Raw genomic sequence first — 26784 nt, forward strand, 5'->3', positions numbered from 1 at the left:
TAGCAATTATGGAGGGCTGTCCTTGTTTACGTTCATCTTAGCTAGCGTTTCGTTCGGCGTAATTGCAAGAAAGCCCATGCGCAGAACGGCTGTCGCGCGAGGGCAGGTTGTGACATGGGGGGGATTAATCGGATTCCGCCGGAACGATTTTGCCAACCAACGATAGAGCTAACGTTTGGGGTTCGCCCCCTCCTTGGGAAGAGGAATAATAAAGCTTCCCGTCTTTTTCTCGAATATAAATCCCGATCACGTCGCCGGAGTCCGATAAGACGTCATGATTTTCCTGCAAAAAAATCGTTTTAATTTCTTCAAAAGAGACAAGCAAACGCTCTTGTTTATGGGAACCATTCTCGTAAAAAGCCAGTAAAAACTCCTCGTCGCTGTCATTGCGTGCAATAACACCGTAGGGTTCGTTGAAATATGACAGTGCTGCAAGCTCCGTTAAGTTCAGCTTCATTAAAACACTTTGGTAGCCTTCAGGCATTTTTACTGGGATGCCATCCGTCTGTTTTTCACTGCAACCTGCTAACAGAACCAGAACGGCTATTAGTATGGGAAGAACTCTTTTGCTTTTCATCGAGACGCCACCTAACTTTATTCAGGTAAAAAGTAAGCCGAGGCCATATTGGCGTAATGCTGTCCATACAAGATATGAACGTTTTTTGTGTTATCCCAGTTATCGTTAACCGTCATATATTGGTGACCCACAGAGCTCCCGTTATATTTGTACTCTTTGTACCCCGTTCCGGTTACGGTGTGACCTCCGTTCTTGGAATAATACTGTTGGTTTGTAAAGTTTAGAAGGGTCGGCCCGTAACCGAGATCGCTCTCAGGAACTATTCCTTATGATGAGTGGGATGCATCGGCTAATGTTAGGAAGACAAGTCTGAAGACATTCGGCAAACCAATCGAAACTGTATATGGCGGTTAAAAAGTAAAGCGAAGGATAGATGCAGAGCCTGATGGAAAAAATCAAATCCAAGCAGTTTTTGTACGATTCCTTACGGAGAGAAGAAATGAAAATATAGGTTGTATGAAAGATCAACCTTGATTGGCTTCACGCCCTTCAGAGTTTCTTTTTTTTGCGGCCAACAGCATGAAAAACCTTTAGCGCATCGAGAAAAGATGCCTGGAAAGGTTTAATTGACTTTTTGTCCTGACAACAATATATTATTGTCAGGACAAAAAGCGAGGTGAAGCGATGTCCTCCAAAAAGACGGGGCGTCCTCCATCTGACAAACCCAAAAGCAAAACGATTGAGATACGTGTCGATCAGGAAACGATGAGCAAGCTTGATTCTTCTGCCAAAAAGCTGAATACGTCACGTTCTGCAATTGTTCGCAAAGGGATTGAAAAGGTGTATGACGAGCTCCAAAAATAAAGAAGGAAGCAGCGTGAGTCCCGACAAGAACACCGCTACTTCCTATCCCGCAACCGCTTCAATAAGCAGACTGCACAAATATCCTACCATGTGCAGGAAGCTCCTTCAAGCGGTGCGAGGTTTATACAGGAGGATAAATATGAAATCCGTGCTGGAAGCGCTGTATCGCGGGCAGCTTCATCCTGATGAGGCAATTGTTCCATCTCATCCTGACTATCGGTCATTACGCCGGCAAATCGCGGCCAAGACGAAGCAATGGCAAAGCAGACTGAACGAGGAAGAATTTCGAGACCTTGAAGAATTGTTCGACCTGTGTGATAAATCCAGTTTGATGCATGTCGAGGCTGCTTTTCTGCACGGCTTCACGACCGGAGCTTCTATCCTGATTGAGGTCATGGCCTCGCATGAAGATCTGATTCAGCATTCGGCTTCCGGTATGGCTAAATGACGAGAAAAGCTCCACCAGACTTTCGGAAAATATGTAAGTGGACGAACCTTTTTTTGGGGCGATAGAAGAATGTTCTGTACTTGGTTGTTTTCGTCTGCTCGATATAACAACGCATAACAAAACACTTTTTGCATTAGCACTATCAATAAAAACCGCCCACGCATTGCAATTGGCTGCACACGGGGGCGGTTTTCGTTTTTTTTAAGTTGTTTATTACGCCTACAGAAATCGTCGTGGGGGCTTTAACGATTTGAATTTTTAGGAAACTGGTTCCTCCGGGACGGAGACGTCAATTTACCGGGCTTACATTCTCAGCGTATGTCTCATTGCAAATATGATTTATATATTTTCGCTCGGCCAAAACATTTGAATATTGTAATAAATATGGTATGAATTGTTTTATGGTTCTGTTATACTATATTTGTATAAAAATCCAAAAAGAGATAATTTTATGGGAAATAAAATGTGGGGGAATTTATTACTTTCGGGAGTAATATCATGTAGCGTTCTGGGGGGAGCCGGTTCAGCATTCGCATATGATAAATGGTATAACGGTGGATTCAAACCTTACCCTGCAATTGTTAATCCCTATAAGACATTTGACTCTGAAAGTATTGCAGCAATGAAGAATGGAGCGAGCCAGTGGAACAACGCAGGGGCGGGTATTCTGGTAACAATAGGAGGTACATCTGAGAATAATACCTACAAAAATGATAATGACCTAAACGAAGTAACAAAAGGTGCTCGTGGAGCGAATGACTATCTAATGCAAACAACAGCGACTTCGACAGGTGTCAAATGGAACGGCCTTTATTTTGAAAGCTTTATATACGAAGCTGATATAGATGTAAACCTTTCTTATCCATGGTCTAATGCACCTAATGGGAACTCAACAACTTACGACATTGGGAATGCATTTACTCATGAGCTTGGACATTTGTTGGGATTAAATCATTCCGATGTCAATGGCGCAACAATGCAATCAGGTTCCTCAATGGGAACTATACATAAACGGACTATTGAGGATGACGATAAGCGTGGGATTGCTGACATATACTAAGAGGAAGGGGGAAGAAAAAAAAGCATGAAAAAGTTTCTACTAATTGCAATTATTTCTTTTGTAGTTGGAATGGGGATTTATCAGATAATACCCAAACAGGTGGAAATTGAAGTGTCAGGTGAATTTCCCTTATTCACTAAAAGAGAATTGATAAATAATTCAGACCTCATAGTAAGAGGGACTGTGGACAAGAAGTTGCCTAGTCAGTGGAGTAATCCGAAAGGTGCGAAGGGAAGTAATGTTCGAAATATTATTCAAACGGATGTAATTGTAAACGTAACGGAAGTCTATAAAAATCAACTTAACAATAAGCAGATTACTGTTCGGATAAATGCCGGTGAGGTGGGTAATACAAAAACCGTTTCAGAAGGTTACCCGGATTTCCTTGAAGGAGAAGAAGTGGTACTCTTTTTATCAAGAGATAACGGTGATTTGGCTGATCCATCTAAAGACTATTATGTCCTAACGGGGATGTTCCAAGGTAAGTTTTCACTAACGGAAAGTAAAGGAGAAGGAAAGAAATTTATAAATGGTATTGATGGGGACTTTAACAATGGGAAAGATTTTTTTAGTGAAGGAAGTGTCAAAGAAGAAATTACAGCGACTTTAGAGGATCTTGAAAAAAATCCCATCCACACAATGACGGAGGAAGAAATTAAAATCCAAAACGAAAAAGTATTTGGTAAGTAACTGTTAAAACTGTCAACTATGCTTGGCCAGCATATGAACCAGCTTTTAGCAGGCTGAGAAACTGATAAACCGCCCCGCGCACAGCAAACGGCTGCGCGCGGGGCGGTTTTCGATTTCCTTCCGTCCACGTTTCAACTTTCTGTCCGCCAAAATCGGCCAACCTCAATCCTTGCCCAGCAGCTCGGCGCCTTTTTTGGCGACGTCGTCGATCATTTGCTGCGCGGTGTAGGACTTGTCGAGCGAGGCTTTGGCAAACTGCGTTTCCAGGAACTTGGCAACTTCCGGGTACGCGGCGTCCATCGGGCGGGCTTGGGCGTATTCCAGCTGGTCGACGGCAACCTTGAACTGCGGCACTTCCTCGTACAGCTTCTTCATTTCGTCGCTTTCGATAGCCGACTGGCGGCTCGGCAGGTAACCGGTGAAGGAGCTGGCGTAAATCGTTTGCTCCTTGGCGGTCATCCACTTGATGAATTCCCACGCCGCGTCCTGCTTTTCCGGGGACAGGCCGCTGGTCATCACGAGGTTCGCGCCGCCGGTCGGGACGCCGTAGGTTTTGTTGGCGGGCATGAACGTGGTGTTGATCTCCACCCCGGCCTCCTGCGCCACCTGACGGACCTTGGTCAAGTCGGCCGTCGAGCTGAAGAACATGCCGGCCTTCTGGTTGTAGAAGTCCTGCTTGGCCATCTCGCCCGCGTTGTCCGACGCCTGGATCGTGATCGCGCCTTCGTCCTTCAGGCCGAGCCAGTAGTTCACGATGTCCACGCCAAGCTGGTTGCCGAAGCCGAGGCCTTTGCCGTCCTCGGCCAGCGGCTTGCCGCCGCTTTGGGCGACGAACGCTTCAAAATACCAGGCGCTCGGGGCGATCGACATGCCCACGCGCTGGCCGGGGATGGTCAGCTTGCGGGCGTACTCGGCAAATTCCTCCCAATTTTTCGGACCGGCCGGGTCCAGGCCCGCTTCCTTCAGCAGGTTGACGTTGAGGTACAGAATCGGGGTGCTGCGCAGATAAGGCAGCGCGTAGAGCTTGTCGTCCACGTAGGAATTGCCCATCAGGCCGGGCACAAAATCGCTCAGGTCAAAGTTGTCGCGCTTCACGAGCTCGGTCAGGTCCTGGGTCATGCCGCTTTTGGCAAACGTTTTGACCGAGGCGATTTCGTTTTGCGTTACCTCGGGAGCGTTGCCGGCCGCAAAAGCCGCCTGCGTTTTGGAATGCAGGTCCTCATAGGTGCCCTGGTAAGCAGCGGTGACGTGGATTTTATCCTGCGATTCGTTGAACTGCTTCACGAGGTTTTCGTTGTTTTCGCCGATCTTGTCGCCCCACGCGTACCAGTAGGTGATTTCCACCTTTTTGCCCGGCTCGGCGCCGCTCGATGCGGACGGAGCATTGCCCGCCGAGGCTTGCTCGTCCTGGCCGCAGGCCGTCAGGGAGATGGCGGCCGTCAGGGCGAGCGCCCCGGCCAGTCCTTTTTTCCAAACGCGATTTGCTTTCACAGTCGATTCCCTCCACCACTTTTTTTATTTGACGCCCGAGTACACAAACGCTTTGATAATCTGCCGCTGGGCGGCGAGAAAAACCACGAGGATCGGTGCGACGAGGATCAAATTGCCGGCCATGACAATGTTCCAGGCGGAGCCGCCCTCCACTTGACGCAGCTTGGCGATGCCGATGGGCAGCGTGCGGGCCGCGTCGGTCGTGGTCATGACCAAAGGCCAGAAATAATCGTTCCAGTGCGCGATGAAGCTGAACAGCGCAAACGTGACAAGTGTCGGCAGGGCCATCGGGACCATCAGCTTGAAAATGATTTTCCATTCCCCGGCCTGGTCCAGCCGCGCCGCTTCCAGCAGCTCCTCCGGAACCTGCTTGAACGCCTGCCGCAGCAGGAAAATGCCGAAGGCGCTGGAGGCGAACGGTAAAATGAGCGCCCAGCGGGTGTCGATCAGGCCCCAGTCGCTGAGCAGCAGATACACCGGCAGAAAAATGAGCTGGCCGGGAATCATCAGGCTGACCATGGTGAGGCCGAACAGCACCGACGAGCCGCGGAACCGGTAGCGGGCAAAGGCGTAAGCCGCCGGGATGATGGTGAGAAACTGGAGGAGCAGCACGCCGATCGAAACGGCGACGCTGTTGCCCAGGTATTGCAGAAACGGCCCGGAGTTCCAGGCGAGCGAAAAGTTTTCCCAATGCCATTCCGAAGGCAGCCAGACCGGCGGAAACTGAACCGTTTCCGACAGGGACTTCACCGAGGTGGACAGCATCCACACGAACGGCAGGGCGAAAACGGCGACGGCCAAGGCCAGGAAGACGCCCCGCAGCAGTCGGAGCGAAAGGCGGTACAGGGCCATGAGGCGGTTCCTCCTTTTAGCGGGTCAGCGGATGAGCAAATCTGCTGATCAGCGGGTTTGCGGGTTAGCAGAAAAGTGGGCTAGCGGATTGGCAGAACAGCCGGTTTAGCGGTAGTGAACCCGTTTGTTGAGCAGCTTGAAGTAAACGAGCGTGAGCAGCGCGACGACGACCAGCAGCACGACCCCGGCCGCCGAGGCGTAGCCGATTTTGAAGAAACGGAAGCCGTACTGGTAAATGTAGAAGACGATCGTGTTGGTCGAATCGACCGGTCCGCCCTGCGTCATGATCGAGATCGTGTCGAACACCTGGAACGAGCTGATCAGGTTCGTGATCGCGAGAAAAAACAGGGTCGGCGACAGCATCGGCAGCGTCAGCTTGAACAGCGTGGTCAGCGGCCGCGACTCGTCCAGCTGGGCGGCTTCGTACATGTCCTTCGGGATGCTTTGCAGACCGGCGATAAACACCAGCGCGTTAAAGCCGACGCCTTTCCAGACGGCCACGAGCACGAGCGACAGGAGAGCCGAATCCGGGTGGTTCAGCCACTGCGAGGCGGGCAGGCCGACGGCTTCGAGCAGCCAGTTCAGGAGGCCGTAGTTCGGGTCCATCAGCCACATCCAGACGAGCGAAACGGAAACGAGCGCAATGATATGCGGCGTAAAAATGGCGCCCTGCACAAACCGGTACGGGAACCCGGGGCGGTTCAGCCAAAGGGCGAGCAGAAGCGAGATGAGAAGCGTCAGCCCCACAGTAAAAAGCGTGTATTGAAACGAGTTCCCGAGCACGGTGCGGAACTGCTCCGCATCAAACAGCTCCTTGAAGTTGGCAAGCCCCACAAAATCCTTGTCCGTGCTGACGAAGTTCCAGGAATGAAAGCTCAGGTAGATCATGTACCCGATGGGGTACAGGAAAAAGATGCCGAACACGGCGATCGACGGCGCGACCATGGCATAGGGCCGGATGCGGGACCACACCATCAGGAGACGCCTCCGCCGGCCGCCGGTTGAGCGACACGCTCACGGTGCGGCGCAGGGCCGGCCCCGGTCCCCGCATCTGCCGCGGGCTGGGCAAGCGGCTCACGGTGCGGCGCAGGGCCGGGCCCGGTTCCCGCATCTGCCGCGGGCTGGGAAAGCGGCTCACGGTGCGGCGCAGGGCCAGCCCCGGTCCCCGCATCTGCCGCGGGCTGGGCAAGCTGCTCACGGTGCGGCGCGGTGCCGGCCCCGGTCCCCGCATCTGCCGGAGGGTGGGCAAGCGGCTCGCGGTGCGGCGCAGGGCCGGCCCCGGTCCCCGCATCTGCCGCGGGCTGGGCAAGCGGCTCACGGTGCGGCGCAGGGCCGGCGGCTTCGCGGGCCGCGGCCGTTTGCGCCGCCGCGTCCTTGGCCGCGGCGGACGCCGGAACGATGCGCTCCCGGGCGGCTGCGCTGCGCAGGCGCTCCCCGTCCGCACCGAAAAAGTACAGCCGCTCGTAGGGGACGGTCACCGTCACACGGCTGGACTGGAGCATCGGCTGCAGGAAGGTCTTGGCGAAGAAGTCTTCGCCGTTCGTCCGCAGCCGGTAGACGATCTCGGACCCGAGCGTTTCCCGGGTCACGATTTCGGCGGCAAGCTGCAGGCCGCCCGCCTTCGCTTCGTCCCCGAGCTGCGCATGCTCGGGCCGGAAGCCAATGTGGCGGACCTCCGCTTCGCTGCCGATGCCGAGCTGGGGCAGCTGCGCCCGCTCCAGGGCGTTCATCGCCGGCGTGCCGATAAACCGGGCGGCGAACAGATTGTCCGGGTTGTGGTAAACCTCCATCGGCGCGCCCGCCTGACGGATTTGCCCTCCGTCCATGATGACGATCTCGTCACCCATCGACATGGCCTCCACTTGATCGTGCGTCACGTAGACGAAGGTGGTGCGGAGCCGCTGGTGGAGCTGGATGAGCTCGGTCCGCATCTGGCCGCGCAGCTTGGCATCCAGATTGGAGAGCGGCTCATCCATCAGGAAGACAGCCGGCTCCTTGACCATTGCCCGCGCGAGGGCGACCCGCTGCCGCTGGCCGCCGGAGAGCGCCTGCGGCTTCTTGTCCAGGTACGGCGCAAGGCCGACGATCTCGGCGATATCTGCGATCAGGCGCGCCCGTTCGGCTTTCGGCACCTTGCGGTTTTTTAGGCCGAACTCGATGTTGCCGCGCACGGTCATCGTCGGGTATAGCGCGTAATTTTGAAACACCATCGCCACGCCGCGTTTGCCCGGCTCGGTGTCGTTCACCGTTTTGCCGCCGATCCGGATGTCCCCGGACGACTGCCGTTCCAGGCCGGCGATCATGCGGAGCGTGGTGGACTTGCCGCAGCCGGAGGGGCCGACCAGGACGGTAAACGAACCGTCCCGTATGGTCAGGCTGATGTCCCGGACGACGGTTTCGCCGCCGAAGGTCTTGGTGATCCGTTTCAATTCGATTTCCGCCACTTGCGTTCTCCTCCTTCTTTAACGGGCTGCAAAAGGCTCCATGTCGTGGCTCTGGTCCGCGTCGCTTCCCGCGGCATCCGGGAAAAGCCGAAAATGCTGCATGCGTTCTCCTATGTAACGGGCCAGCCGATGCAGATGCTCCTCTTCGATCCGCTTGGTGGTTATGGAAATCCGGCCTTTTTCCATTTCCACTATGCGGTAGCCGGGGAGGTCGAGCGCGGCGGCGGTTTGCACGTAATGCCAGCTGCCCATGCGGACGATGGATTGCTGGTGGTTGTGGCCGCAAAAGTAATAGCAGGGCCCGGTGCGGCGCTCCAGCAGGCTTTGCAGCCCGAGGTCGGGATGGACGCACAGCATATCCAGGGCGGACCGGGCGGTCGTGTTGTAAACGGGATGGTGCGCGAAGACCAGGAGCGGTTTGTCCGGCGCGTCCTCCAGCCGCTCGGCCAGCCAGGCGAGCTGCGCGGCGTCGATTTCGCCGCCCCAGTCGGCGGGCGACATCTCCTTGGTCGTGTCGAGGAAAAGCAGCAAAGCTTCGGGCGTATCGATCGAACGGTAGCGTTCCTGTGCGGTGAAAGCCAGCAGGTCGCGTTTTGGCTGGGAGTAAACGTCGTGATTGCCCAGCACATGAAGGAACGGAACGTCGGGCCCATCCGTTTGCCGGAGGATCCGGTAGACGTCGCTTAATTCGTCCGGCATGCCTTCGTTGGTCAGGTCGCCGAGGGAAATGTGAAAATCGGCCGGCTCGGCCATCATGCGCCCAAGCAGACCGCCGAAAAATTCGTCGCGCGCCGCCAAAAGCTCCGGCCCGGCGTCCCGCATCAGCGGATAGTGCAGATCGCCCAGGACGATCAGTCTCATTTTGCCACCTCCGGGTTTCGATTCGTTCCCGCGTTGCACCGCGGAAACAGGGCCAGTTTATAGGGAAATTGTTTGCCGGGGGTCAAGGGGAGATAAATCCTTTTTTAAGAACGGCCGATTCTTCACGGTTTCTTCACACGGCTCCGCGCTTTCCCGACGCATTTTTTCCGCAAATGATAAGGGCCAAGCACCGCCACAGGCGAATGTAAAGAAAACGAAAAGCAGGCGGAGGATGGAGGAAAATGGACGGTTTTCGCCGCAAAGGCTGTCCTGTATCCCGAGCAGCTCCCGGCGTGTAGAGTGGGGCCGCCGACGACTACCAGTGTGGGGAGCCAAATTTTTGCTGGACTATAAAAAAGAAAAAGACCCACAGTAAAGCAAGTCGGAACAAAACGCGGAAACGTCACATTGTTTTAGAAGGAGGAGACGAGGGCTGGGGGGAAGGGGGAGAAACGAGGAAACGAGCTGATGAGAGAGAGGGCAGGGAGAGAAAGTCGGAAACGAGGAGACGCGAGAGAGGGGAGGGCAGGGAGAGAAAGTCGGAAACGAGGAGATGCGAGAGCGGATGGGCAGGGGGAGAGTATGAGAAGGAGAGGAGAGGAGGGGGGGAGGAAAGAAGAGGAAAGGAAGGGGAAAATGAGGCAATTGGGAAATGAAGCAATGACGCAATGAGGCAACGAGGAAATGAGGAAAGGGAAAATGAGGCAATTGGGAAATGAAGCAATGACGCAATGAGGCAACGAGGAAATGAGGAAATGGGAAATGAGAAAGAAAGGGGGGAGGAGGAAAGGGAGGGTGACAAGCAAAAGGAGGAAGGGGAAGGTGATAAGCGAAAGGAGAAAAGGGAGAAAGAGACAAGGGGGAAGCGGACGAAAAAACAAATTTTCCCCATTCTTTGTTCACAGGGCCATGAGAAAAGAGATGAGAGAAGAGATGAAAGAAGAGATTGGTGATGGAAAAGAGAGTTAAGTGCAAAACGACAACTATTTCGAGCGATAAGTCCGCCAAAAAGCCAAATAAGTACGCAGCCGCACTTAAAAACTCCCTTTTCGCTGTTTTATGCCATTTTGAGCTAAAATAGTTGCGATTTTGAAATTATTTGGTTCGAAGGGGGCGGGAAGAGAGGATTTAGTTGCGTTTTTGCATTTATTCCTGCGGGCACCGGACTCCCAAGGGGCTTTCCCGGCCTGTCCGGGGGAAAGCTCGTGCAGGGAGGGGAATAACAAACCAACCCGGCAAGCCTGCTCCTATACGAACGATACGGTGGTATTGGAATGGGCGCTTGATATCGCTGTGGGGGACATTTTTGGAAGCCGGCATTTAGCCCGCTTTGCGTGGTCCAATAAGTGTGGCGCACAGTGGGGGAGTGATCGCCTGCCCGCTGCCTGACCGTGCACACATTCCCGCAAGCTGCAGGCGGCAGGAGGTACGAGAAGAAGCAGTCTAGCATGATCTCGCAAGCTCAAAACGGCAGGAGACAGAAAAAGAAGCGGACAAGGACCATTTCGCAAGCTGCTAGCGGCAGGATGCAAAAAAAGAAGCAGGCAAGGAAGACTTCCTTGTCTGCTTCGGAGTTTCTTTCGGGCGCTAAAGAGCCGCCGACAAGACAGCCTGCTTTCGAGACCGCCCCGGCCCCGCCATCGGACGGGAACGGGGCGGTCGGGAAGGCCGTCTCTTTAGGAGTTCTTTTTGACAGGGATGTAAATGTCCATTTGCGCCATTTCTTTTGTCGGACAGGAGCGGTCGTCGTAGTATTCAAACTCCACCCCGCCGGAATGCTCGTACCCGGACCCCGGGAACCAGTCCTGGAAAATTGCTTTCCAGGTGTCCTGGATCGAGCCCGTAAACTGCTCCTTTTCCACCAGAGGGGTGGTGAAAACGATATACGTCTCCGCCGGGAACGTGCGGCGCACGACGCCTTCGGGCAGCTCGGCCGTGTCCCCGGCGTCCCCCGCCTCGAGCCCGATCAGGTAAGTGAACGCGCCCGTCTCCATGTCGAAATCGGTACAGATGCCATACTCGGCTTCCGAGCCGGTCAGCTTATTCAGCGTTTCCCAGCCGTCGTTTTTCAGATACGTTTGCCAAAAAGCAGGAATTTCCTTCATGTTCTCCCCGTTCCGGTTGTTGGTCCGAAGCGGATACCCGACCAGCTCGAGGGCCGGCTTTTCCACGATGCGATAATCCATACGTATACCTCCCCGATAAGGATTGTAAAATTGCTGCACCACGTTGGCCCGGGACAGAATCGGCGTGTCGACCCGCCGCTTTCGGTACTCGCCCGGTGTTACGCCATACTGCTTGCGGAAGGCGCGGATGAACGTCTCCTGGGTTTGAAAGCCGCAGTCGAAGGCGATGTCGATCAGTCGTTCCTCCGTGCTTGCCACCCGGCAGGCGGCGTGAGCCAGCCTGCGTTTGCGCACATACTCCATGACCGGCTCGCCGACCAGGGAGACAAACACGCGGTGAAAATGAAACTCGGAAAAACCGGCCAACTCCGCCAGCCCGCTCAACGTCAAGGTGTCATGCAGACTGCCTTCGATGTGGTCGATAACCCGCTGGATCTTTAACGCATACCCGTTCATCAGCTCTCGGCTCCTTCCATTGAAAGAATACCAAATTCCGCCCGCCTGTTCTTGACGTTTCTTGCGGCTGCCGGACGGCTTCCGATTATTTCGGATCGAGGCCGCTTTTTTCGGGTGGGGGGCGATGGCGATTGACGCTGTGCCGGGCGGGTTTTAAAATGAGGCTGAGGCGTTACGGCGTTTCTTCGCCGGCATGCGAAGAAGCAAAGCCCGGAAGCGGAGGCTGGAAGTGAAAACGATCTACGATATCGCCAAGGAGACCGGCTTTTCCCCGGCTACCGTTTCGAAGGCGTTCAACAACTATTCGGATGTCAGCCCGAAAACCCGCCAGAAAATTTTGGCCGCCGCCGAGAAGCTCGGCTATTTGCCGAACGCGCAAGCCCGCGGGCTCAGCACCAAGCGTTCATGGACGATCGGCATCCTGTTTGTCGAACCGACCGGCGTCGGACTCATGCATCCGTTTTTCGGCGGCGTGATCGAAGGGTTCAAAAAAACGGCCGTCTCCCGGGGCTACGATCTGATGTTCATCAGCCGGGACATCGGCGGGAAGCCGAACAGCTACGTTCAGCACTGCCGCATGCGGGGCATCGAAGGGGTCGTGGTCATCCAGTCTTCGCCGGAAGACCCGGACCACGCCGAGCTGCTGGCAAGCGGCATTCCCTGCGTCCTGCTGGATGCGGAGGCGGCCGGAGCCGGAACGGTTTGCTCCGACAACGAAGCGGGCAGCCGGCTGGCGGTCGAGTATCTGCACAAGCTCGGCCACCGCAAAATCGCCCATCTGGCCGGCGGGTCCGGCACCTTTGCGGGCAAACGCCGGAAAGCCGGCTACGAGAAGGCGCTCGCCGCGCTTGAGCTTCCCCGGCCGGGCGGGTACGTGGTGCATGCGGGCACCGACTATTCGGTGGAGGGCGGCTATCAGGCGATGCAGAAGCTGCTCAAGCGGAAGGAACGGCCGACCGCCGTGTTCGCCGCAGGCGACAACCTGGCGATCGGGGCCATGCAGGCAATCCGCGAGCAGGGGCTTCGCGTCCCGGAGGATGTGTCGCTCGTCGGGTTTGACGACATTGAAACGGCCCGTTACCTGACCCCGGCGCTGACCACGGTCCGGCAGGATTCGAAAGGACTGGGCGGCCGCGCGGCGGAAATGCTGATTCAGGCGATTGAAACCGGAGTCCCCGCGGAGAAAGTCAAAGAGCCGGTGGAGCTGATCGTTCGGGATTCCTGCGCCTCGCCGGGGGCGTAAGGCTTTTTATCGGAGTTTTCGAAACCGGTTTCGAGTTTGTTTACAAATGGAGCCTCTCTGTTTCCCTGAGAATGCAGGTGCAAACCGGGAAAGGGGAGACGGGCGGGCAGGGGGCTGTTCCCTGCGGCAATTCTTCGGGAAACCGACGCCTTGTGCCGCCAAAAACTGGGCAATTCCCGGGCAGACCGACATCTTTTTCCGCCGAAAATCGAAACCGGTTTCGGTCTGTGTAAAGGAAGGCAGCTTACACCACTTAAAAGGAGCGAAACAGCATGGCGAAAGCAACGATGGTTGTGACGGCAAAGGATACCGGCGAACGCTGGAAGGAGCGTCCGGCGCTTGAACTGAAGGCGGCGGAAGGCGGGGAGGCGGTCCTGCGGCTCGACCCGGAGGCCCGTTATCAGGAGATCGTCGGCTTCGGCGGCGCGTTTACGGAGGCGGCGGCTTACACCCTGTCGCGGATCAGCCCGGACAAACGGATGGAGGTGATCCGCCGTTATTTCGATCCGGCCGAAGGGCTTGGCTACAGCATCGGCCGGGTGCACATTCACAGCTGCGATTTCGCGCTTGAAAATTATACCTACGTCGAGGAAGGGGACACGGAGCTGGCCAGCTTCGACATCGCCCGCGATTTCAAATGGGTCATCCCGATGATTCGCGACGCGGCGGCTGTGCGCGGAGACTCGATCACGCTGCTGGCCTCGCCTTGGAGCCCGCCCGCCTGGATGAAAACAAACGGCGACATGAACCACGGCGGCCAGCTGAAGCCGGAATACGCCGAGGTCTGGGCGCGGTATTACACGAAGTTCATCCGCGCGTACGAAGAAGCGGGACTGCCGATCTGGGGCATCACCGTGCAGAACGAGCCGGCCGCCGTGCAGGTATGGGACTCCTGTATTTACAGCGGCGAAGAGGAGCGCGACTTCATCAAGCATCACCTGGGGCCGGTTATGCACGGCGCAGGGCTGGAGCATGTCAAAATCCTGATTTGGGACCACAACCGGGATCTTCTCGTGGAGCGGACGAGTGCCGTCCTGTCCGATCCGGAAGCGGCAAAATACGTCTGGGGAACGGGGTTCCACTGGTACGTGAGCGAGGAATTTGAAAACGTCGGGAAGGTGCACGAGCTGTTTCCCGACAAGCACCTGCTGTTTACGGAAGGCTGCCAGGAGGGCGGCGTCAAGCTGGGCGAATGGTTCACCGGCGAGCGGTACGGCCGCAACATGATCGGGGACTTGAACAACTGGTGCGAAGGGTACCTGGACTGGAATCTGGTGCTGGACGAAACAGGCGGGCCCAATCACGTCAACAACCTTTGCGACGCTCCGGTCATTGCCGATACGCGCAGCGGGGAAGTGCATTATAACAGTTCATTTTACTACATCGGGCATTTCAGCCGGCATGTGAAGCCGGGCGCCGTGCGAATCGGGCTGACGTGCGCGGATGCCTCGCTCCTGGCCGCTGCTTTCCAGAACCCGGACGGAAGTTTTGTAGCCGTCGTGCAGAACGAAACGGACACGGAGCGCGGCTTTTCTCTCGGCCTTGCGGGCCGGCAGCTGGAAACGGCTGTTCCGGCGTACGGCATCGCGACGCTGACGATCACGCTGGAGGCGGGCGGGGCCGAAGGTACGGGCCCGGCGGCCGAATGACTTTGACGAACCGACAATCAACGAAAAAGGAGCAGGGATATGCCGACATTTTCCTATGAGAACAGCACCTTTGTAATCGGACAGTACGACGAAGCGAAACCGTTTGCCAGCTTCTTGCCCGGGCTTGCGGGACTGAAGGGCGTTCCGATGTGGACGTTTTACGTCAACCGGGGGCAGGCCGTCAGCGGGTTTGGCATCCGCGACAAAAACAACCCGATCATGGAGTTTTCCCCCGCGGCCATCGCCTATAAAACCGTATCGACGAGCGGCTTCCGAACGTTCCTGAAGCTGGAAGGGGCTGCGTCTCTCTATGAGCCTTTTCAAACCGCAGCGCCGGACCCGCTTGCCGAACGGACGATGCGGATCGACGCCAACCGGATTGTCATCGAAGAGACCCATGCCGGACACGGCCTGCGCGTGCGGGTGACGTACTTCCATCTGCCGGGCGAGCCGTTTGCCGGTCTGGTGCGCCATGTCGAAGTGACCAACACGGGCGGTCGGGCCGTCCGGTTTGAGCTGCTCGACGGGCTGCCCGAGCTCCTTCCGTTTGGCGTGGAAAACAGCGGGTACAAGGAAATCGGCCATCTGCTGCGCAGCTGGATGGGCGTCGAAAACCGGGAGCAGCGGATTCCGTTCTACAAGCTTCGGTCAAGCACGCACGACGAGGCCGAGGTGACGGAAATCAAGCGGGGGCATTTCTCCTTGTCGTTTTCCGATGAAGAGGAGCTTCTGGCGCCTCTGTTCGACCCGGACCTCGTTTTTGGAGACAACTCTTCGCTGCTGTACCCCTCCGTGTTCGGCCGTACGCCGCTTGCCGAGCTGCTGGGCCGCCCGCAGTACGACGCCAACAAGCTGCCGTGCAGCTTCAGCGGCTTTGCGCGGCAGCTGGATGCGGGCCAAACCGCCAATCTGTACACGGTGATCGGGCACGCGGCTTCCGCAGACACGGTAAATGAAGCGGCGAAGCGGCTCGTATCCGCCGCCTACGTCACGGCGAAGCGGGAAGAGGCCGTCCGGTTGACCGAGACGCTGACGGAGGACATCACCGCCCGCACCGCAGTTCCGCAGTTCGACGCCTACGCCCGGCAGTGCTACCTGGACAATTTCCTGCGCGGCGGCTACCCGTATCTGTTTGGAGGCGAAGCGGACGCCGGAGCGGGGGGAGCGGAAGGCGAAGCCAAGGTGGTTCACCTGTTCTCCCGCAAGCACGGCGATCTGGAGCGCGACTACAACTTTTTCTCGATTCTGCCGGAGTTTTATTCGCAGGGCAACGGGAATTTCCGGGACGCGAACCAGAACCGCCGGAACGACGTCTTTTTCCATCCCCGGATCGGCAGCTTCAACGTCCGCACTTTCTTCAGCCTGGTCCAGGCGGACGGCTACAACCCGCTGGGCGTCGAGGTCAGCACCTTCGAGGTGCCCGGCGGCAAGGAGGAGGCGCTGGCGCAGCTGCTGAACCGCGCGGTTTCTGTCCCGGAGGATGCGGATAAACTGGCCGCATTCTGCCGCAAGCCGTTTACGCCGGGCCGTCTGATCAGCTACCTGGCGGAGCAAAGCATTGCGCTTGCAGTGCCGGAGGAAGCGTTCCTGAACGAGGTGCTGCGGCTGGCGCGGCAAAACATCGAGGCGTCCTTCAACGAGGGCTACTGGTCCGACCACTGGACGTATAATCTGGATCTGATCGAAACCTACCTGTCCCTCTACCCGGACCGCAAAAAAGAGCTTCTGCTCGGCGACAACAGCTATGCCTTTTTCGACAGCCCGGTGCAGGTGCTTCCGCGCAGCGAGAAATACGGGCTGAAGGACGGCGCGGTGCGGCAGTACGGAGCCATAAGGCATGACGAAGAGAAGCTGGCCCGGCTTGGCATCAAGCTGAACGGCACTCACTGGCTGCGCACGGAGCACGGAAAAGGCGGGATTTACCGCACGACCCTGATGGGCAAGGTGCTCACGCTCGCGTTGACCAAATTTGCAACGCTCGATCCCGGCGGGATGGGCATCGAAATGGAAGCGAACAAGCCGGGCTGGAACGACGCCATGAACGGGCTGCCGGGTCTTGTCGGCTCGGGTGTCGGCGAAACGGTCGAGCTGCAGCGGCTTGTCCGCTTCCTGGCCGAAGCGGCCGGGGAAGAAGCCGGCGAGCGCTTGCGGCTGCCGGTTGAGATCGCCCGTTTCCTTGAGACGGTGAGCGGGTTGGCGAAACGCCGCCTGGCGGGCGGCCTGGACGATTTCGCCTACTGGGACCTGACCGCCTCGGCGCGGGAAGCGTACCGCGAAGAAATCCGGTTCGGCATTTCCGGAGAGGAGGCGGACATCGCGCTCGGCGACGTGGCCGAAGCCGCCGGGCTGTTCCTGCGGGTGCTGGAACAGGGCATTACGCGGGCGGCGGAGCTGGGCGGCGGCATTCTGCCGACGTACCTGCGCTACGAGGCCGCCGACTACGAGCCGGTGCTGGATGAAACCGGCGCGCCCGCGATCGGCGCCTACGGGCTGCCGAAGGTACGGGTGAAGGCGTTCCGCCCCGAACCGCTGCCGCATTTTCTGGAAGGGCCGGCCCGCTGGCTGAAAACCTTTCAGGATGCCGGCGAAGCGCGGGCGCTGCACGCGAAGATCAAAGAGTCGGACCTGTACGACAAGGAGCTCCGCATGTACAAAACCTCCGTCAGCCTGGACGGGGAATCGATGGAGATCGGCCGCATCCGGGCGTTTACGCCGGGGTGGCTGGAGCGGGAGTCGGTGTTCCTGCATATGTCGTACAAGTACGTCCTCGCTCTGCTGAAAGCGGGCCTGTACGAAGAGTACGAGGAAGAGATGCGCACTTCGCTGGTGCCGTTCCTCGACCCGGCGGTCTACGGCCGCAGTGTGCTGGAAAACTCCTCGTTCATCGCGACGACGGTCAACCCCGATCCGAACGTGCGCGGCCGCGGGTTTTACGCGCGGCTCAGCGGCTCGACGGCGGAGTTCCTCAGCATGTGGATCGGCATGATGGCGGGCAAAAACGTGTTCCGCGTGGGCCCGGAAGGGCTGGAGCTGGAGCTGAAGCCCGTTTTGCCGGGCTGGCTGTTTACCGAAGAAGGGACGGTCACGTTCCGTTTCCTCGGCTCGACCGAGGTGATTTACCGGAATTCGCGGCGCGCGTCCACCTACGGGCCGGGCGCGGCGAAGGTGGCCGCTTACCGGCTTGTGGGCGGGGACGGTTCCGAGCGGCGTGTGGAAGGCGCCGTCCTGTCGGGCGGGCTGGCCGAGCGGGTTCGCAGCGGCGAGTTTGCGAGGATTGAAGTGGAATTGAAATAACGTGACGAAGCAAAAACCTGCTGCCGGGCTAGACCTGGCAGCAGGTTTTTTCGTGTAAGGCGCACGTTCCGGAGGCGCGCAAAGTTCGCCGGGGCGGACAGATCGACGTCAGAGCAGGCAGTCAATCAGGATAGAAAGGCTGGCCATGCAAGCGTTTGTTTGGTTATCCGTGTCCGTGCTCCTTGTCCTTTTTCTCCTGAACCAAAATGTCGCGCATCTCGAAGATTCCTTTTGCTGCTTGCAGCTTCTTTTCCTCCTCGTAAGTCCGTTCGATGAGGAATTCCTTGATCAGCGTTTGATAGCCCTTTTGCTTGGCCTTCGCCAAACTGCGTATACGTCCCAGCAAATCCTCATCCAGCCGGATGGAAATGGAGGTCGACTTGCGTTTGGGCAGATCGGTCTCGTCTTCATCCAGAATTGAAGCTTCGAGCAGCTCTTCGCTTAAGCCGTGAGTGGACCAGAACTCCGCCGCTTCCTCGTCGCTCATGTCGGGAGGGATTTCGTCCCGCGAGTAAATGATTTTCATCATTCCGCTTTCCTCCTTTTCCGGTATGCTTTCTTCTCGGCCTCGGTGGCGTCCCGCGCCGTAATGATTCGGATTCCGGCGCCATCCTTGCGAATGAAGATCACAATCAGGCGTCTTCCTTCATCCGTCGTGCCAATGATGCCTTTGTGGCCGCTGTGTGCGGAGAAGCTTATCCGTCCGGGATCCGTTAAGGCTTCTTCCGCTTCATAAGGTTCCACGTTATGCCGGGCGATGTGCATAATGTTTATTTCATCCCAAATAAACAGCACGTAAATTCCTCGCAATCTTGTCATTACAATTGTATATACAATTGTACCATAAGGAATCGGAAAAGGAAACAATTCCCGGAATGATCAGCAAGCTTGTTTTCTTCGTTGACTTTTTCGCTGCCGGGGCCAATAATGAACGGGATTTTACGCTCTGCCTTGCCTGAAAAAAGAACGCCCGCCGCACCGGCTTTCCGGTATGCGGGGGCGCAACGAAAATAAAAGTTTACCAGCGTTCCCCTAACCGTTCGAGGTACCGGCGGCTGACGTCCAGACCCCGCTGGGCGGAGGCCCGGTACATGGCGAGGGCTTCCTCCATCCGGTCCTGCTGCTGAAGCATGACGGCATAATTGTATTGGGCCATAGGGTCCCCTTGGCGGGCGGCCTCCCCATACCAATTGAACGCGTCCTCGGTATAGCCGAGCTCGTTTAACAAACAAGCCAGGTTGTATTGGGCGTCGACATGACCGGAAACGGCTGCGGCGTAATAGTGCTCCAGCGCCGCATTTTCATTGCCTTCTTCCTCGCTTCGGACACCGGCGCGAAAGCGGGTTTCGGCACTGTCCCCACCGGCGGACCGTTCCGCATCCGGCGTGTTTCCCGCCGCATCTTGCTCCGGCGCCGCCTGTTCATCGGCTCCGGCGGCTTCCTGCTCCGCCCGCGCGGCCGCAACCAGCCGGCGCGCTTCCGCGTGCCCCTGCCCGGCCGCCGCCTGGATCCACTCCCACGCCTCGTGCAGGTAGCCGCTTTCGCGCATGATGCCGCCCAGCGCGTACATCGCTTCGGCGTAACCGGCGCTTGCCGCCAGCTCCAGCCATGTAACGGCTTCGCCGGCGTGTCCTGCTTCCAGCAGGAGGCGTCCGGCGTGCCAGGATGCTCCGGCGCGGCCGTTTTCGTACGCCTTCTTGTAGTACACAAGGGCCTGCTCCGAGCTGCCCTCCGCTTCCTCCAGGGCGGCCAGCTTGCTCCAGGCCTCGGGGAGCCCGGCTTCGGCCGCCCGCATGTATACGCTGCGGGCCTCGCCCGAACGGCCGGTCTCGCGCAGGTGCTCCGCATAGGCCGTCACGGCCGGCGGGTAGAGCTCCGCCGCCGCCTCGCCGATCAGGGCGAGGCCTTCTTCTTCGCGGCTGTTTTGCAGCCAAAGGCTGCCCAAGCTGTATTTGGCTTCGGTATGGTTGTTTTGAATGGCGCGTTTGTACCACTTCTCCGCTTTTCTCGGTTTGGCCGCCAGCCGGTAGGCGTGGGCGATGCCTGTCGCCGCCCGGCCCGAGCCGTCCTGCCGGGCCGCTTTTTTGAACCAGCGGATGGCGGCTCTCGTGTCCCTGGCGTCCAGGTAATGACCGGCAAGCGCAAGCTGGGCGTTCAGCCCGCCCCGCTCGGCCTGCTCCGTTAGCTGCTCGATGCTTCCTGCTGTCTCGGTCGCCATTGAAACGTTCTCCTTTTCTTATGTAATCGAAATATGCCTGCCCACCGAAAACAATAGAAGGCATTGTAACCTATTTAACCGCACCCCCGCCCGGATTGCAAAAAAGAAGGACGATGAAAGGGCGCCGTATCCCGGAGAAAGATACGAAATGTGTAGGATTGGGGATAGAGAGAGGAAAAGGAGATAGACGTAAAATGACACCTGTAAAGAAACGAGTTTTGCCGTATGACGGCCTGCAGCTGGAATACTCGGTCCGCGGAGAAGGAGAGCCGGTTCTGGTCTTGCATGGCGGCCATTCCAACAGCGAGGATGCTTTTGGGACCCGGGAGCTGCTGCCATACGGCTATTCTCTGATTACGCCGTCCCGGCCGGGCTACGGCGGCACCTCGGCCGCATTGGGCGAAACCTTGTCCCGCGCCTGCGGGGCTTACCGCTTTTTACTGGATCAACTTAATGTGCAAAAAGCGCATGTTCTCGCCATATCCGCAGGCGGTCCCAGCGGAATCCGGTTTGCTTCGCTTTGTCCCGAAAAGGTGCGAAGCTTAACGCTTTTGTCTGCGGTTTCCAAGAGGTTGCTGCTACCTGGCGATTCAACCTACCGGGCGGCCAAACTGTTGTTTCGTCCTTCGGTAGAAAAGTGCACATGGGCACTTGTTCATTGGATGGCCAACCGATTTCCGGCGTTCTTATTCAAGCGGATGGTTCCGTCCTTCAGCAGTCTCCCGACCCGCGAAGCACTGGCCCGTATAAGCGGGGAGGACCTGGAGCAGTTCCGGCAGATGATACGCCGTCAGCGCTCGGGCGAAGGATTCATGATCGACCTGGACCAGACCGGCTCTGTAGCCGAATCGGAGCTTCAGGCCATTGCCTGTCCCGTTTTGCTCCTGCACAGCCGGAATGACAGCACCGTATCCCCGGATCATGCCTTGCACGCGAAGCGCAATATTGCCGGGGCGCAGCTCCGCTTGTTCGATACTTGGGGGCACCTGACCTGGCTCGGCAAAGGGGCGGAAGAACCAATGGAGCTGCTGAGGGCTTTTCTTCAAGGCGCATCACGCTAGCGTCCTGTCTGTTAGGATTGTTGGAGGAAAGGAAAAGGTTTTGTCCGGCTGCCGGAATCAGGCCGCGAAGATCCCCATGCGCGTCTCACCAGATGACTGGAGCAAGCAATAAGTGCCCAGAAGCACTTATTTAAGCTGAAATTCGCTGTTTGTGACCGAATAGTTCCGAAAATACACCTATTTATTCAGTTTTCTCTCTGTACGGTTACTTTTCTGAGGAATAAGTGCCGCTATGCAGTTATTCGCGTAAAAAGGGGAGGCTGCCGAGAAAATAAGTGTCACTTTGCAGCTATTCGCATCGTCCTGCCCCCGGTTACCGTTTGCTCCGGCCGGCCAAGCCGCTTACCGGCGGCGATGCGCCCATCGGCGGTCCTCCGCCTCGGTCCGGCCCACCGCCCCTCCCGCAGGCCGTCCCGCTCCGGTCGGCCAAGCCGCTTACCGGCGGCGATGCGCCCACCGGCGGTCCGTCCGCCTCGCCCTGCCTCAGCCGTCCCGCTCCGGCCGGCCAAGCCGCTTCCGACGGCCTTGCCTCCTCCGGCGGTCCGTCCCCTCGCCCTGCCTCAGGCCGTCCCGCTCCGGCCGGCCAAGCCGCTTACCGGCCGTCCGCCCGCCTCGGTCCGGCCCACCGCCCCTCCCGCAGGCCGCCCGCCTCGCCCTGCCTCAGCCGTCCCGCTCCGGTCGGCCAAGCCGCTTACCGGCGGCGTTGCGCCGTCCCGCAGGCCGTCCGCCTCGCCCTGCCTCAGGCCGTCCCGCTCCGGCCGGCCAAGCCGCTTACCGGCCGCGTTGCGCCCACCGGCCGTCCGCCCGCCTCGGTCCGGCCCACCGCCCCTCCCGCAGGCCGTCCCGCTCCGGCCGGCCAAGCCGCTTACCGGCGGCGATGCGCCCACCGGCGGTCCTCCGCCTCGGTCCGGCCCACCGCCCCTCCCGCAGGCCGTCCCGCTCCGGTCGGCCAAGCCGCTTACCGGCGGCGATGCGCCCACCGGCGGTCCTCCGCCTCGGTCCGGCCCACCGCCCCTCCCGCAGGCCGTCCCGCTCCGGTCGGCCAAGCCGCTTACCGGCGGCGATGCGCCCACCGGCGGTCCGTCCGCCTCGCCCTGCCTCAGCCGTCCCGCTCCGGCCGGCCAAGCCGCTTCCGACGGCCTTGCCTCCTCCGGCGGTCCGTCCCCTCGCCCTGCCTCAGGCCGTCCCGCTCCGGCCGGCCAAGCCGCTTACCGGCCGTCCGCCCGCCTCGGTCCGGCCCACCGCCCCTCCCGCAGGCCGCCCGCCTCGCCCTGCCTCAGCCGTCCCGCTCCGGTCGGCCAAGCCGCTTACCGGCGGCGTTGCGCCGTCCCGCAGGCCGTCCGCCTCGCCCTGCCTCAGGCCGTCCCGCTCCGGCCGGCCAAGCCGCTTACCGGCCGCGTTGCGCCCACCGGCCGTCCGCCCGCCTCGGTCCGGCCCACCGGCCCTCCCGCAGGCCGTCCCGCTCCGGCCGGCCAAGCCGCTTACCGGCGGCGATGCGCCCACCGGCGGTCCTCCGCCTCGGTCCGGCCCATCGGCCCTCCCGCAGGCCGTCCCGCTCCGGTCGGCCAAGCCGCTTACCGGCGGCGATGCGCCCACCGGCGGCGGTGCGCCTTCCGCCGTCCCGCCCGTTCCCTTGGCTGTGAACGCTCCGCTCTCTCTTTTGCCCGCCTCGCCCCGCTCCGGCCGGCCCGCCCCGATACACATCCCTTCATCCCCGCATAACCGCCACCCGAAAAAATGCCACCCGAAACAAAAACTGAGTCCTTATGGCAAGTCCCCGGACCCGTTACAATGAATGATAGAAAAGGCTTACAAAACGGAACAGGAGACGGAGGTGCGGCCAAACGTGAGCACAGAAGCAAACATCGGGGCCGGACAACAGACAAAAAGCCGCAAAAAAGCGGACCATTTTCTTGCCCGCATGATGAGGCAGAAGTATTTGCAGGTGATGGCGCTGCTCGGGGTCGCCTGGATGATTATCTTCAACTACATCCCGATGTACGGCATCATCATCGCATTCAAGAACTACGACATCATTTATCCCATTTCGCAGGCGCCCTGGGCCGGGCTTGAGCACTTCCGGGAGTTTTTCAATGACGAGAACCTGATCTACGTCATCAAAAACACCTTGGGCATGAGCCTGCTGAAGCTGCTCTTCAACTTCCCGCTGCCGATCGCGTTCGCGATTCTGCTGAATGAAGTGCGGTCCGTGCTGTTCAAGCGGTCGATCCAGACCATTTCGTATTTGCCTCACTTTCTGTCCTGGGTCGTGCTTGGCGGCATTCTGGCCACCTGGCTGTCGGACGTGGGGATTTTGAACGAAATCCTGATGGCGCTTCATTTAATCAAGGAGCCGATCTCGTATCTCGCGGAGCCCAGCTACTTCTGGACCATTATCGTCGCGTCGGATTTATGGAAGGAGCTCGGGTGGTCGGCGATCATCTACCTGGCGGCCATCTCCAGCATCTCGCCGGAGCTTTACGAAGCGGCCACCATCGACGGCGCCGGACGCTTCCAGAAAATTTTCAAAATCACGCTCCCGTCGATCAAAGGAACGATCTCCATTCTGTTCATTCTCGCGGTCAGCGGCATCCTCAACTCGAACTTTGACCAGATTCTCGTGCTGCGCAACGCGCTGAACGAAAGCACCAGCAACGTCATCGACATCTACGTTTACCAGATGGGTCTTCTGCAAGGGCGGTATTCCTACGCCACGGCGGTCGGCCTGATCAAATCGGTGATCGCCCTCGGCCTGCTTCTCGCCGCGAACTACATCACCAAGAAGCTGAATGACACCTCCTTATTCTGAGCGAAAGGCGGCGCAATCCTGTGAAATTTCTGAAACGAAGAACTCCTTCCGAAGCCACTTTCGACTTCGCGAATAATCTTTTGATGCTGGCGATCTGCTTCCTGACCCTGTATCCGATCTGGTACGTGCTGGTCAACGCGTTCAACGACGGGACGGACGCCATGCGGGGCGGCATCTACTGGTGGCCCCGGCAGTTCAGCCTGGACAGCTTCAAAACGGTGTTCCAGAGCAGCGGCATCATGACTGCGATGGGCATCACCATAGCCAAGACGCTTGTCGGTACCGTGGTCCACGTCTTTTTCACCGCGATGGTCGCTTACGCGTTCTCCCGCAAGGAGCTGGTCGGCCGCAAGCTGTATATGTTCCTTGGCACGATTACGATGTTTTTTGGCGGCGGGCTCATCCCGACCTTCCTGCTGATCCGCGACCTGCATATGCTGGACAACTTTCTCGTTTACATTATTCCGTTCATGTTCAGCTTTTGGGATTTGATCATCTTCGTCACCTTTTTCCGGGAGATTCCCGACGGGCTGGAGGAAGCGGCCAAAATTGACGGAGCGAACGACTTCAAAATCTTCTACCGGGTTATCATTCCGGTCTCCATGCCGGTTATCGCCACCATCGCCCTGTTCCACGGGGTCTTCCAATGGAACGATTACTTTACCGGGATGATTTACATCAACGAGCCAAGCCTGCAGCCGATCCAGACGTATCTGTACCGGGTCGTTGCGCAATCCAGCTCCACCCAGATGATTGCGGCGATGCCGGGCAACGTCACCAAGGCGGTTACCTCACAGTCGCTCAAGCTGGCGACCATGGTCGTGACCACGGCACCCATCGTCTTTGTCTATCCGTTCCTGCAGAAGTATTTCGTCAAAGGCTTTATGATCGGCTCGATCAAGGGCTGATCGCTACCGGTTATCGGTCTTCGCCGGTCTTCCGGCCGGCGGGATTGCTAATACAACATTCAACCCACAGAAAAGGGGCAATGAACCAATGGGCAAAGCAAAAAAAGTCACGACCTCGCTGCTCGCGCTGACGATGGCCTTTTCGATGGCCGCCTGCACGAAAAGCGATAAAGGTTCGGACAGCGCCAGTCCTTCCGCGTCCGCTCCGGCGGAAGCGTCGGCTTCCAACGCCGCGCTGAATCCCGACGAGCCGGGCTGGAAATCGGATACGTCTCCGATCACTTTCGACTGGTATCTGAATTTCTCGTGGTTTCCGTACCAATGGGGCGGAGACGCAACGAGCCAGTACATTACGAAGAAGACCGGCGTAAACGTCAACTTCATCGTGCCGGCGGGGAATGAAAACGAAAAGCTGAACACGATGATCGCTTCCGGCAAGCTGCCCGACTTCATTACGCTGGGCTGGTATGAGGAAGGCGTCAAGAAAATGATCGAAGGCGGACTTGTGGAACCGATTAACAAGCTGGCGGAGCAGTACGACCCGTACTTCTTCAAAGTCAGCGACCCGGCCAAAATCGGCTGGTACACGCAGCCGGACGGCAACATCTACGGTTACCCGAACTCCTCCGCATCGCCGGCGGATTATGAGAAATATGGCGAGCATTTCGTCTCCAACCAAACCTTCGTCGTCCGCAAGGACATGTACGAAGCGCTCGGCAAGCCGGATATGAGCACGCCGGAAGGCTTCCTGGCCGCCCTCAAGGCCGCCAAGGAGAAGTTCCCGGATGTGAACGGCCAGCCGCTCATTCCGATCGGCCTGCATGAATTCGGCGAAACGGGCAACTCCTCCCTGGAGGACTACCTGCAAAACTTCCTGGCCATTCCGCGCGAAAAAGACGGCAAGCTGTATGACCGCCGCACGGACGCCGAATATCTAAAATGGCTGAAAACGTTCCGTCAAGCCAACCAGGACGGCCTGCTTGCGAAGGACATCTTCATCGACAAGCGTCCGCAAATGGAAGAGAAGATCGCACAGGGCCGGTACTTCGCGATGCTGTACCAGCGCACCGACTTTGCGAACCAGAACATTTCCCTGTACCAGCAAGACCCGAACAGCGCTTATATCGCCATTGACGGACCGGCCAACTCCAACGGAGACGCGCCGACCCTTGCCGGCCCGAGCATTTCCGGCTGGACCGTAACGCTGATTTCCAAGGACGTAAAAGACAAGAAACGCGCCATTCAGTTCCTGAGCTACCTGATCAGCGAAGAAGGCGTCAAGGACGCATACCTCGGTGAAAAAGGCGTAACCTGGGACACGATCGACGGCAAAGACCAGTTCAAGCCGGAAGTGCTGGAGCTTCTGAACAAAGACCGCACCGCGTTTGACAAGCAATACGGCGCTTCCTACACCTACTGGATGCAGCAGGACACGAACATGATCCTGCAATGGGCGCCGCCCAGCGTAGAGCCGGCGAAACAGCTGGAAGACTGGACCAAGGGCAAATCGATCAGCATGTCGGAGTTCGACAACACGGAGCCTCCGGGAACCTCCGAAGAAGGCATTGCCAACACGAAGATCAAGCAGCTGTGGGGCAAGGCGCTTCCGAAGCTCCTGATGGCCAAATCGGACGCCGAATTCGACGAGATCTTCAACAAGTTTGTGAAAGACCGCGAAGACGCCGGTTATGCCAAATTAGTCGAGTACCAGCAAAAGGGGTACGAAGAAAACCTGAAGAAGCTCGATGCGGCCAAGTAAAGCCCGCCGCGCCTGTTTATGAAAAAAGGCCTGC

23 protein-coding genes and 1 pseudogene are annotated in these 26784 nt (G+C 58.2%); 12 read left to right on the forward strand and 12 right to left on the reverse strand.

Going from position 1 to position 26784, the window contains the following annotated elements:
- Window positions 1-124: 124 nt before the first annotated feature.
- Entirely contained in the window at window positions 125-577 is a 453-nt protein-coding gene (locus AC6I6H_RS17215; RefSeq protein ID WP_497955220.1) for a hypothetical protein, read from the reverse strand.
- 624 nt (window positions 578-1201) lie between these two features.
- On the opposite strand from AC6I6H_RS17215, the gene AC6I6H_RS17220 reads away from it, so the two are divergent.
- The 4 genes from AC6I6H_RS17220 to AC6I6H_RS17235 all read left to right on the forward strand — a co-directional run bounded on the left by AC6I6H_RS17220 (window position 1202) and on the right by AC6I6H_RS17235 (window position 3579).
- Window positions 1202-1381, forward strand: coding sequence for a ribbon-helix-helix protein, CopG family (locus tag AC6I6H_RS17220; protein ID WP_497955222.1), 180 nt, complete (start codon window positions 1202-1204; stop codon window positions 1379-1381).
- Between the two features lie 139 nt (window positions 1382-1520).
- Window positions 1521-1829 carry a DUF6809 family protein gene (locus tag AC6I6H_RS17225; RefSeq protein WP_497955223.1) on the forward strand — a complete coding sequence of 103 codons (309 nt, stop codon included), beginning with the start codon at window positions 1521-1523 and terminating at the stop codon, window positions 1827-1829.
- Window positions 1830-2280: 451 nt separating this feature from the next.
- A complete protein-coding gene (locus tag AC6I6H_RS17230) occupies window positions 2281-2889 on the forward strand; it encodes a matrixin family metalloprotease (RefSeq protein WP_497955224.1) in 609 nt (202 codons plus the stop codon).
- Between the two features lie 24 nt (window positions 2890-2913).
- The gene (locus tag AC6I6H_RS17235; RefSeq protein ID WP_497955226.1) at window positions 2914-3579 is read left to right on the forward strand and encodes a hypothetical protein; all 666 of its coding nucleotides are present in this window, start codon (window positions 2914-2916) and stop codon (window positions 3577-3579) included.
- 162 nt (window positions 3580-3741) lie between these two features.
- On the opposite strand, the gene AC6I6H_RS17240 is transcribed toward AC6I6H_RS17235, so the two are convergent.
- The 5 genes and pseudogenes from AC6I6H_RS17240 to AC6I6H_RS17260 all read right to left on the reverse strand — a co-directional run bounded on the left by AC6I6H_RS17240 (window position 3742) and on the right by AC6I6H_RS17260 (window position 9227).
- On the reverse strand, window positions 3742-5070 hold the full coding sequence (locus tag AC6I6H_RS17240; RefSeq protein WP_497955227.1) for an ABC transporter substrate-binding protein: 1329 nt from the start codon (window positions 5068-5070) through the stop codon (window positions 3742-3744).
- A gap of 24 nt (window positions 5071-5094) precedes the next feature.
- On the reverse strand, window positions 5095-5922 hold the full coding sequence (locus AC6I6H_RS17245; protein ID WP_497955229.1) for a carbohydrate ABC transporter permease: 828 nt from the start codon (window positions 5920-5922) through the stop codon (window positions 5095-5097).
- Between the two features lie 105 nt (window positions 5923-6027).
- The gene (locus AC6I6H_RS17250; RefSeq protein WP_497955230.1) at window positions 6028-6897 is read right to left on the reverse strand and encodes a carbohydrate ABC transporter permease; all 870 of its coding nucleotides are present in this window, start codon (window positions 6895-6897) and stop codon (window positions 6028-6030) included.
- 431 nt (window positions 6898-7328) lie between these two features.
- A pseudogene (locus tag AC6I6H_RS17255) lies at window positions 7329-8366 on the reverse strand (ABC transporter ATP-binding protein); the annotation flags it as partial.
- 18 nt (window positions 8367-8384) lie between these two features.
- Window positions 8385-9227 (reverse strand): metallophosphoesterase family protein, encoded by an 843-nt coding sequence (locus tag AC6I6H_RS17260; RefSeq protein WP_497955231.1) that lies wholly within the window; start codon window positions 9225-9227, stop codon window positions 8385-8387.
- Between the two features lie 747 nt (window positions 9228-9974).
- Between AC6I6H_RS17260 and AC6I6H_RS17265 the strand changes: the two genes are divergently transcribed.
- Window positions 9975-10196, forward strand: a complete 222-nt coding sequence (locus AC6I6H_RS17265; protein WP_497955232.1) for a hypothetical protein — start codon at window positions 9975-9977, stop codon at window positions 10194-10196.
- Window positions 10197-10903: 707 nt separating this feature from the next.
- On the opposite strand, the gene AC6I6H_RS17270 is transcribed toward AC6I6H_RS17265, so the two are convergent.
- Window positions 10904-11809, reverse strand: a complete 906-nt coding sequence (locus tag AC6I6H_RS17270) for a GyrI-like domain-containing protein (RefSeq protein WP_497955233.1) — start codon at window positions 11807-11809, stop codon at window positions 10904-10906.
- A 229-nt stretch (window positions 11810-12038) separates the two neighbouring features.
- On the opposite strand from AC6I6H_RS17270, the gene AC6I6H_RS17275 reads away from it, so the two are divergent.
- The 3 genes from AC6I6H_RS17275 to AC6I6H_RS17285 all read left to right on the forward strand — a co-directional run bounded on the left by AC6I6H_RS17275 (window position 12039) and on the right by AC6I6H_RS17285 (window position 17995).
- The gene (locus tag AC6I6H_RS17275) at window positions 12039-13052 is read left to right on the forward strand and encodes a LacI family DNA-binding transcriptional regulator (RefSeq protein WP_497955234.1); all 1014 of its coding nucleotides are present in this window, start codon (window positions 12039-12041) and stop codon (window positions 13050-13052) included.
- Between the two features lie 272 nt (window positions 13053-13324).
- On the forward strand, window positions 13325-14701 hold the full coding sequence (locus AC6I6H_RS17280; protein WP_497955235.1) for a glycoside hydrolase family 30 protein: 1377 nt from the start codon (window positions 13325-13327) through the stop codon (window positions 14699-14701).
- A 39-nt stretch (window positions 14702-14740) separates the two neighbouring features.
- On the forward strand, window positions 14741-17995 hold the full coding sequence (locus tag AC6I6H_RS17285) for a cellobiose phosphorylase (RefSeq protein ID WP_497955236.1): 3255 nt from the start codon (window positions 14741-14743) through the stop codon (window positions 17993-17995).
- Between the two features lie 163 nt (window positions 17996-18158).
- Here AC6I6H_RS17285 and AC6I6H_RS17290 read toward each other — a convergent pair whose 3' ends face one another.
- From AC6I6H_RS17290 to AC6I6H_RS17300, 3 genes are all read right to left on the reverse strand, one after another.
- Window positions 18159-18524: a CopG family antitoxin gene (locus tag AC6I6H_RS17290; protein ID WP_497955237.1), complete on the reverse strand. Its 366-nt coding sequence runs from the start codon at window positions 18522-18524 to the stop codon at window positions 18159-18161.
- Window positions 18521-18790 (reverse strand): BrnT family toxin, encoded by a 270-nt coding sequence (locus tag AC6I6H_RS17295; RefSeq protein WP_497955238.1) that lies wholly within the window; start codon window positions 18788-18790, stop codon window positions 18521-18523. The genes AC6I6H_RS17290 and AC6I6H_RS17295 overlap by 4 nt, the downstream gene beginning before the upstream one ends.
- 223 nt (window positions 18791-19013) lie before the next feature.
- The gene (locus tag AC6I6H_RS17300; protein ID WP_497955239.1) at window positions 19014-20213 is read right to left on the reverse strand and encodes a tetratricopeptide repeat protein; all 1200 of its coding nucleotides are present in this window, start codon (window positions 20211-20213) and stop codon (window positions 19014-19016) included.
- Between the two features lie 194 nt (window positions 20214-20407).
- On the opposite strand from AC6I6H_RS17300, the gene AC6I6H_RS17305 reads away from it, so the two are divergent.
- On the forward strand, window positions 20408-21274 hold the full coding sequence (locus AC6I6H_RS17305; RefSeq protein ID WP_497955240.1) for an alpha/beta fold hydrolase: 867 nt from the start codon (window positions 20408-20410) through the stop codon (window positions 21272-21274).
- A gap of 560 nt (window positions 21275-21834) precedes the next feature.
- Here the strand turns inward: AC6I6H_RS17305 and AC6I6H_RS17310 are convergent.
- Window positions 21835-22254 carry a hypothetical protein gene (locus AC6I6H_RS17310; RefSeq protein WP_497955241.1) on the reverse strand — a complete coding sequence of 140 codons (420 nt, stop codon included), beginning with the start codon at window positions 22252-22254 and terminating at the stop codon, window positions 21835-21837.
- 196 nt (window positions 22255-22450) lie between these two features.
- Entirely contained in the window at window positions 22451-22978 is a 528-nt protein-coding gene (locus AC6I6H_RS17315; protein WP_497955242.1) for a hypothetical protein, read from the reverse strand.
- Between the two features lie 142 nt (window positions 22979-23120).
- On the opposite strand from AC6I6H_RS17315, the gene AC6I6H_RS17320 reads away from it, so the two are divergent.
- The 3 genes from AC6I6H_RS17320 (at window position 23121) to AC6I6H_RS17330 (ending at window position 26750) form a co-directional block, all read left to right on the forward strand.
- Complete coding sequence (locus tag AC6I6H_RS17320; protein WP_497955243.1) at window positions 23121-24083, forward strand: ABC transporter permease; 963 nt, start codon at window positions 23121-23123, stop codon at window positions 24081-24083.
- A gap of 20 nt (window positions 24084-24103) precedes the next feature.
- A complete protein-coding gene (locus tag AC6I6H_RS17325) occupies window positions 24104-24991 on the forward strand; it encodes a carbohydrate ABC transporter permease (protein ID WP_497955244.1) in 888 nt (295 codons plus the stop codon).
- An 88-nt stretch (window positions 24992-25079) separates the two neighbouring features.
- A complete protein-coding gene (locus tag AC6I6H_RS17330; RefSeq protein ID WP_497955245.1) occupies window positions 25080-26750 on the forward strand; it encodes a type 2 periplasmic-binding domain-containing protein in 1671 nt (556 codons plus the stop codon).
- The last annotated feature ends 34 nt before the right edge of the window (window positions 26751-26784 follow it).

The sequence above is a fragment of the Gorillibacterium sp. sgz306347 genome (assembly GCF_059735245.1).